An 8,214-nucleotide genomic window follows, 5' to 3' on the forward strand; every position below is an offset into this window, starting at 1 on the left:
CCTGCGTGTTCGCCTGCGCGTGCGCCCTGTACGGGGAGCCGCTCGCGTACGGGGCCGAGGCGCCCGGCAGCTCGGTGGGAGCCACGGCCCCGACCGCGCCGTCGGCCTCCGCGCCGCTCCCGTCCTCACCGACGGTCACGCCCTCCGCTTCCTCCTCCACCTCAGCCTCTCCGGGGCGGACCGGGGCCGCCGGCACACCCGCGCCTCCCGCGCCCGCGCCCACCGGCACCGGGGCGGCGTCCCCCGCCGCGCCGAGCGCCGAACCCAGCGACGCGCCCTCTCCCGACGGCTCCGCGTCGCTGGCGGGCCGGCCCGCGGGTGAGGGGCGGCCGAGGCCCGGACGCTCCGTGCCGCCGATCCCCCCGGCGGGAGACACGACCCCGCCGCCGGAGTCCTCTCGTACCGAAACTGCAACAGACCCGGAGAGCTCCGAGGGCCCCGACCCCGTCGAACAGGAAGTCGAAGGGGTACGCGAGGAGGAGGCCGTCGTACCGGAGGCGGCGCCCGCCAGCCGGCCGGGGGCCGCGCCGCGGATGGCGGCCGAGTCCACGTCCCCCCTCGGCGACCAGCGGATTCCCGTTCTCACCCTGGGGGTTGGCCTTGCCCTGATGGGGCTCGGAATCGGCTTCCTCGGGCTCCGGATGCGGCGCCGCTGAGCCCCTCGGCCCGCCCGGGTCCCCCTTGAGGCGGACGTGACCCTTCCGTCTCAGGACGGTTGTCCGCGACGGCATACCCGGTATACATACTGAGTATGTCGATCCGCCACGGGCTTCTCGCCCTCCTCGAACGCGGCCCTCGGTACGGCTCCCAGCTCCGTACGGAGTTCGAGTCCCGCACCGGCTCCACCTGGCCGCTCAACGTGGGCCAGGTCTACACGACCCTCAGCCGGCTCGAACGCGACGGCATGGTCGCCCAGGGCGGCGAGGACGCGGCCGGGCACGCGCTCTACGCGATCACGGACAGCGGCCGCGCCGAACTCAGGACCTGGTTCGAGAAGCCGGTGGACCGCACCAGCCCCGCCCGTGACGAGCTGGCCATCAAGCTCGCCATGGCCGTCGGCGCTCCCAACGTCGACATCCGCGACGTCATCCAGTCCCAGCGCCGGCACACCGTGAAGGCCATGCAGGACTACACCCGCCTCAAGGCCCAGGCGCTCATCGCCGTCGAGACCGGCGGGGCGCGCGAGCGGGACGACGTCGCCTGGCTGCTCGTCCTGGAGCAGCTGATCTTCCAGACCGAGGCCGAGGCCCGCTGGCTGGACCACTGCGAGTCCCGGCTGATCCGCCTCTCGGCGACGGCCGCGGAGACCGGGTCCGCCACGGCGACCACGGCCGGGGGCGCCACCGGGGGCGCTGTCGGGGCTGCTTCCGGCGGTACCGCCGGGGCGTCGACCGCGACCGCCCCGAACGGCGTCGATGCGACGCCCACCGAGGCCGCGTCACCCGCGGGAGGGGCGCGCTGACCGCACGGTCGCGCCCCACCCGCACCACTCGCGCATCACCCGCCGTACGGCCCGCACGTCGTCCGCCGTACGGCCCCCGCATCACCCGCCGTACGGCCCGCGCACCGCCCGCCGTACCACTCCCGCGTCACCTTTCCACCGCTCGCTCCCGTACCCGGCCGACCGCCGGGTACGCCCAAGGGGGGACCCCTCATGTCCGCACAGCAGCCCGTGCTGCAACTCCAGAACCTGACCCGCGTCCATGGCGCGGGTGCCACCGAGGTGCATGCCCTGCGCGGCATCGACCTCGCCGTGTACCCGGGTGAACTCGTCGCCGTCATGGGCCCGTCCGGCTCCGGCAAGTCCACGCTCCTCACCATCGCCGGCGGCCTCGACGCCCCCACCTCGGGCCGCGTGATCGTCGAGGACACCGACATCACCACGGCGAGCGTCAAGGAGCTCGCGGCCCTGCGCCGCCGCAGCATCGGCTACGTCTTCCAGGACTACAACCTCATCCCCGCCCTCACCGCCGCCGAGAACGTGGCCCTGCCGCGCGAGCTGGACGGGACCTCCTCCCGCAAGGCACGCGTCGAGGCCCTCAAGGCACTGGAGGAGATGGGCCTCGGCCACCTCGCCGACCGCTTCCCGGACGAGATGTCCGGCGGGCAGCAGCAGCGGGTGGCCATCGCCCGCGCGCTCGTCGGCGAGCGCCGGCTCGTCCTCGCCGACGAGCCGACCGGCGCCCTCGACTCCGAGACCGGCGAGTCCGTGCTCGCCCTGCTCCGCAGCCGCTGCGACGCCGGCGCCGCCGGTGTCCTCGTCACCCACGAGCCGCGGTTCGCGGCCTGGGCGGACCGGGTCGTGTTCCTGCGGGACGGCGCCATCGTCGACCAGACCGTGCGCAGCGAGGCCGATTCCCTGCTGTCGGGCCAGGTGGCTGAGGCGTGAAGACCTGGCTCCACTCCTGGCGGGCCGCGATCCGGATCGCCCGCCGCGACGCCTGGCGTTCCAAGGGCCGCAGCGCCCTCGTCCTGGCCATGATCGCCCTGCCGATCCTGGGTGTCAGCGCCCTCGACCTGACCTTCCGCAGCTCCGAGCTGTCCCCCGCCGAGCGGGCGGACCGCTTGATCGGCGCGGCCGACGCCCAGTTCAAGGACTCCGGCTACGGCGGGGCACCGATCTTCCAGGACCCGATCGGTGAGATGAACACGACGGCCAAGGACTACGAGAACACGGCGTGGCCGAGCGGCCCCACCGATGTCACCAAGACCTTCCCCGCGGGTTCCACGGTCCTCACGGACAGCTCCGGCACGGCCAAGCTGACGACGAAGCACGGTCTGCTCGTGACGCACGTGCGTGAGCTCAAGGCGGCCGATCCGATCGCCCGGGGCATCACGACCCTTCTGGAGGGGCGCTACCCGGAGAAGAACGACGAAGTCGTCGCTACCTCGCACTTCCTGGAGAGCAGCGGTCTGTCGGTCGGCTCGACCCTTTCCGCACGCAATTTCGACCGCCCGTACCGGATCGTCGGCTCCTACGAGATCCCCGACGACCTGAACGCCGTCCAGGTCAACGCGCTCCCCGGAGCCTTCCTCGCCCCGTACGCGAAGGCCGTCGAGAAGGCCGGTCTGCCGAAGCCCGACACCAACACCACGTACCTGGTGCGCAAGTCCGGTGGTTTCACGTGGAACATGGTCAAGGAGCTCAACACCAAGGGTGTCATCGTCGCCTCGCGTGCCGTGATCCTCGACCCGCCCGCCAACTCCGAGGTACCGCTCTACCAGAAGGAGAACTGGGGCGACTTCGAGTCCAGCGCGGGTGCCAACGCCGCCAAACTCGCCGCCCTCGGCACCGTCGTCGGTCTGGCGATGCTGGAGATCTGCCTGCTCGCCGGGCCCGCCTTCGCGGTCGGCGCCCGTCGCTCGCGACGCCAGCTCGGTCTGGTCGGTGCCAACGGCGGTGCCCGCAGCCACATCCGGGCCATCGTGCTGAGCGGTGGTCTGGTCATCGGTGTCGCCGCGGCGGTCACCGGTACGGTCCTCGCCCTGATCCTCACCAAGGTGCTCCAGCCGTACCTTGAGGAGACCATGGGCCAGCGGTTCGGAGCGTTCGACATCCGGCCGCTCGAAATCCTCGGCATCGCACTGCTCGCCGTGCTGACCGGCCTGCTCGCCGCCATCGTGCCGGCGATCACCGCCTCCCGGCAGACCGTCCTCGCCTCGCTCACCGGCCGGCGCGGCGTCCGCCGCAGCAGCCGGGTGCTGCCGCTGATCGGCCTCGCGGCCCTCCTGATCGGCGGCGCCATCGCGCTCTTCGGTTCCCTCATCACCCAGCAGTTCATCGTCGTGGCCGGCGGCTCGGCCATCGCCGAGCTGGGCGTCGTCGCCATGACCCCGGCCCTGGTGGGCCTGTTCGGGCGGGCCGGGCGCTGGCTGCCGCTGTCGCCGCGGCTCGCGCTGCGGGACGCCGTGCGCAACCGGGGCCGTACGGCTCCCGCCGTCGCCGCCGTCCTCGCCGCCGTCGCCGGTACGGTCGCCGTCTCCACGTACATGGCCAGCGAGGAGGCCCAGCAGCGGGCCGAGTACACCGCTCAGATGCCGCACGGAACCGTCGCCGCGTTCGTCACGGAGGAAGGCGGCCGCGACGTCCCCGCGGTCCGCGAGGCGATCGAGCGGTACGTCCCCGTCGACGTCCGCGCGGATGTCGCACGCGTCGCGGTCGGCAAGCCCAGCTGCCAGCCGTGGGACAGCGGCCCGGGCTGCGGCCGCTTCGAGGTCGTCGTCCCCCCGGCGAACGAGTGCCCCATGTACGCGACGGTCCCCGGCGGCGGAGACCCCTCGGAGAGGTACACGCCCGAGCAGCGACGGAAGATGCTCACCGACGACTGGCGGTGCAAGGAGGGCCGGAGCGGCGGGATGTACGTCTCCGACGGCGGGCTGCTCGTCGGTGACGCCGCGCTCCTGAAGGTGCTCGGCCTCGACGACCCTGCGACCGTGAAGGCTCTCGCGGACGGCAAGGTCGTCAGCTTCAACCCCGTGAACGTCGACAAGAACGGCACGTACGGGATCAAGCAGATCACCGACCTCGCCGCCGCCGACAAGGCCTCCGAGCAGGGCAGGCCCGCTCCCGGCAAAGTCGTCTCCCTGCCCGCCTACCAGGTGCCCGGGGACGAGAAGTCCTACGGCCTCCAGGCCCTGATCACCCCGGCCACCGCCAAGGCCGCCGGTCTCGCGACGGCGCCGCTCGGCACGTACGCCAGCACCGACCGGCTGCCCGACACCGAGGCACGACAGAAGCTCGACGGCGAGCTCACCAAGCTCGGCAGCAACGTCGAGCTCCGTGTGGAGGAAGGGTTCGTCAACAAGAACAGCCTCATCCTGCTGTCGCTGGCGATCTTCGCGGGGCTCGTCACCGTCGGCGCCGCCGGCATCGCCACCGGGCTCGCCCAGGCCGACGCCGAGGCCGATCTGAAGACGCTGGCCGCCGTGGGCGCCCCGCCGCGGGTCCGCCGGACCCTCAGCGGCTTCCAGTGCGGCGTCGTCGCCGCGATGGGCGTACTCCTCGGCTCGGCCGCCGGAGTGCTGCCGGCGATGGGCCTCCGGCTCAACGAGGAGCGGCAGCAGATCCGCTGGCACGAGGACTCCGTCGCCCAGGGCTGGAGCGCGGCCTCGGACGTGCCGTACGTCCCGATCGTCATCCCCTGGGAGACCCTCGCCGGCCTGCTCGTCGCCGTACCCGTGGGTGCCGCGCTGCTCGCCGCCCTGGTGACCCGCTCACGCGGCGCGCTGTCCCGGCGCGAGGCGACCTGACGGTCTTCGTTGTCGTCCTGTGCCCCCGCACGAGGGTGGATCACCCTCGTGCGGGGGCACACCCCGTGGTGACGCATGTGTACGAGAGAATGGCGGCATGGAGATGCCGAGGAATGACAGGTCGCAGGAGAGCCCCCAGGTCCTCATCGTGGGACAGGACGGGATGGCGCTCGGCGGCACTCAGGGCGACGACGAACCCCGCGAGGTCCCGGTGACGGAAATGGTCGAGCAGCCTGCGAAGGTCATGCGGATCGGCAGCATGATCAAGCAGCTCCTGGAGGAAGTACGCGCGGCACCTCTCGACGAGGCCAGCCGGGTCAGGCTCAAGGACATCCACGCAAGCTCCGTGAAGGAGCTGGAGGACGGGCTCGCGCCCGAGCTGGTCGAGGAACTGGAGCGTCTCTCCCTGCCGTTCACGGACGAGGCGATCCCCTCCGAGGCGGAGCTGCGCATCGCGCAGGCTCAGCTGGTGGGCTGGCTGGAGGGCCTCTTCCACGGCATCCAGACGGCGCTCTTCGCCCAGCAGATGGCGGCCCGCGCCCAGCTGGAGCAGATGCGCAGGGCGCTCCCGCCGGGTGCGTCGCACGACGATGACGACGACGACCGCGGCCACGGCCACGCGGTCCGCTCGGGGCCGTACCTGTAGGCCGCGGCGGAGGACGTACGCGGAGGGGCCCGGCACGCTGTGTGCCGGGCCCCTCACGCGTCTGTACGGGGAGGGACCGCCCGCCGCGGCCCTGAGGTCCGCGTCAGCCCTGCGGGGCCACCAGCAGGACCTTGCCCACGTGGGTGCCGGACTCCAGCGCCCGATGGCCCTCGGCGGCGTCGTTCAGCGGCAGCGTCCGGTCGACGACCGGCCTGACCGTGCCCGCGCCGATCAGCGGCCAGACGTGCTCCCGTACGGCGGCCACGATCGCCGCCTTCTCGTCCGCCGGGCGGGCCCGCAGCGTGGTCGCCATGACCGCGGCGCGCTTCGCGAGCAGTGCCCCGAGGTTCAGCTCGCCCTTGACTCCGCCCTGGAGGCCGATGACGACGAGCCGGCCGTTCACGGCCAGCGCCTTCACGTTCCGCTCCAGGTACTTGGCGCCGACGATGTCCAGGATGACGTCCGCACCCGCCCCGTCCGTCGCCTTGGCCAGCTCCTCGACGAAGTCCTGCTCGCGGTAGTCGATGAGGATGTCCGCGCCGAGCTCGGCGCAGCGCGCCAGCTTCTCGGGGCCACCGGCGGTGACCGCGACCCGCGCCCCGACCGCCTTCGCCAGCTGGATCGCCATCGTGCCGATCCCGCTCGCACCGCCGTGCACCAGCAGCGTCTCGCCGGGACGCAGATGCGCGATCATGAAGATGTTGGACCACACGGTGCAGGCGACCTCGGGCAGCGCCGCGGCCGTGGCCAGGTCGACGCCCTCCGGCAACGGGAGCAGCTGCCCCGCGGGGACGACGACCTTCTCCGCGTAACCGCCGCCGGCGAGCAGCGCGCAGACCTCGTCGCCGACGGCCCAGCCGGACACCCCCGGGCCGAGCGCGGCGATCCGGCCCGAGCACTCCAGGCCGGGGTACGGCGAGCTGCCCGGCGGCGGGTCGTAGAAGCCCTGGCGCTGGAGCAGATCGGCGCGGTTGACCGCGCTCGCCACCACCTCGACGAGGACCTCGCCCTCACCGGGTACGGGATCGGGCACCTCGGCCCAGACGAGGGCCTCGGGACCACCGGGTTCCGGAATCGTGATCGCATACATGGCGGCGAGGCTACTCCCGGGCACCGGCCGGGGGCGCGGTCCTCCGGGCTCAGTCCTCCGGCGGCGTCCTGAGCGGGGTGACCGGCGCGGCACGCACGATGGTGATCACGCGGTCGGTGAGCTGGAGCGGGCTGGCCGCGGGGTCGTCGTAACCGAGCAGCCGGTGGCCGCGCAGCACGCTCACGACCAGGTCACCGGTCTCCCGCACGCTCTTCCCGACCTCGCTCTTGGTCACCGGGCGCTCGACCAGGTCGAGACCGGAGCCCTGCTGGATGAGGTCCTCCATCACCGTGCCGGCACTGGGGCTCAGCACCGAGAGTCCGAGCAGGCGCCCGGCGGCGCTGGCACTGGTGATGACCGCGTCCGCGCCGGACTGGCGCAGCAGCGGCGCGTTCTCCTCCTCGCGGACCGCGGCGACGATCTTCGCGCCCCGGTTGAGCTGCCGGGCCGTGAGGGTGACCAGGACGGCCGTGTCGTCGCGCTGGGTGGCGATGACGATCTGCCGGGCCCGCTGCACCTCGGCACGGAGCAGGACGTCGCTGCGGGTCGCGTCGCCGATTACGCCGACGAAACCGTCCGCGTTCGCCGTCTCGATCACCTTGTTGGAGGGATCGACGATGACGATCTGCTCCTTGCTGAGACCGGTCGCGCAGAGCGTCTGGATCGCGGACCGCCCCTTGGTGCCGAAGCCGACGATGACGGTGTGGTCGCGCAAGGTGGACCTCCAGCGGTTCAGCCGGAACTCCTCGCGGGTCCGCTCCGTGAGGACCTCGAGGGTGGTGCCGACCAGGATGATCAGAAACAGCACGCGCAGGGGCGTGACCAGCAGGATGTTGGCGAGCCGCGCCGAGTCGCTGTACGGGACGATGTCGCCGTATCCGGTGGTGGAGAGCGTGACGGTCGCGTAGTAGGCGCAGTCGAGGAAGTCGAGCGTCTCGTTGGCGTTGTCGTGGTAACCCTCACGGTCGACGTAGACGATGAGGACCGTCACCACCAGCACGCCGAGGGCCATCAGGAGCCGCTTGCCGACCTGGCGCAGGGGCCGCTCGACCTCCCGGCGCGGCAGCTTGATCTGCGGGCCGGAGATCCGCTCGTCCGCGTGGCGGGCCATCGCGTCACGGCTGGGAAGTTTCACGTGAAACACGCTCCTTGGGCCGGTACGGCCCCCTCGGCCGCCGGCCAAGAGTTGGATGTCCTCGACCTTCCCTGGCCGGCGGCCGAGGGGGCC

At 72.5% G+C, this 8,214-nt stretch carries 6 protein-coding genes and 1 pseudogene; 4 read left to right on the top strand and 3 right to left on the bottom strand.

What is annotated here, in order from left to right:
• Nucleotides 1-376, bottom strand: a pseudogene (locus AOK00_RS39305) (hypothetical protein); the annotation flags it as partial.
• 375 nt (nucleotides 377-751) lie between these two features.
• Here AOK00_RS39305 and AOK00_RS33750 point away from each other — a divergent pair.
• The 4 genes from AOK00_RS33750 (at nucleotide 752) to AOK00_RS33765 (ending at nucleotide 5,896) form a co-directional block, all read left to right on the top strand.
• Nucleotides 752-1,462: a PadR family transcriptional regulator gene (locus tag AOK00_RS33750; protein ID WP_055603952.1), complete on the top strand. Its 711-nt coding sequence runs from the start codon at nucleotides 752-754 to the stop codon at nucleotides 1,460-1,462.
• Between the two features lie 192 nt (nucleotides 1,463-1,654).
• The gene (locus AOK00_RS33755) at nucleotides 1,655-2,389 is read left to right on the top strand and encodes an ABC transporter ATP-binding protein (RefSeq protein ID WP_055603953.1); all 735 of its coding nucleotides are present in this window, start codon (nucleotides 1,655-1,657) and stop codon (nucleotides 2,387-2,389) included.
• Entirely contained in the window at nucleotides 2,386-5,250 is a 2,865-nt protein-coding gene (locus AOK00_RS33760) for an FtsX-like permease family protein (RefSeq protein ID WP_055603954.1), read from the top strand. The genes AOK00_RS33755 and AOK00_RS33760 overlap by 4 nt, the downstream gene beginning before the upstream one ends.
• 97 nt (nucleotides 5,251-5,347) lie before the next feature.
• The gene (locus tag AOK00_RS33765) at nucleotides 5,348-5,896 is read left to right on the top strand and encodes a bacterial proteasome activator family protein (RefSeq protein ID WP_017240334.1); all 549 of its coding nucleotides are present in this window, start codon (nucleotides 5,348-5,350) and stop codon (nucleotides 5,894-5,896) included.
• 103 nt (nucleotides 5,897-5,999) lie between these two features.
• Here the strand turns inward: AOK00_RS33765 and AOK00_RS33770 are convergent, their stop codons facing one another.
• On the bottom strand, nucleotides 6,000-6,986 hold the full coding sequence (locus tag AOK00_RS33770; RefSeq protein ID WP_055603955.1) for an NAD(P)H-quinone oxidoreductase: 987 nt from the start codon (nucleotides 6,984-6,986) through the stop codon (nucleotides 6,000-6,002).
• 49 nt (nucleotides 6,987-7,035) lie between these two features.
• Nucleotides 7,036-8,121 (bottom strand): potassium channel family protein, encoded by a 1,086-nt coding sequence (locus AOK00_RS33775; protein ID WP_079042336.1) that lies wholly within the window; start codon nucleotides 8,119-8,121, stop codon nucleotides 7,036-7,038.
• Between the last annotated feature and the right edge of the window lie 93 nt (nucleotides 8,122-8,214).

This window comes from Streptomyces aureus (genome assembly GCF_001418135.1).
Classification (GTDB): domain Bacteria; phylum Actinomycetota; class Actinomycetes; order Streptomycetales; family Streptomycetaceae; genus Streptomyces; species Streptomyces aureus_A.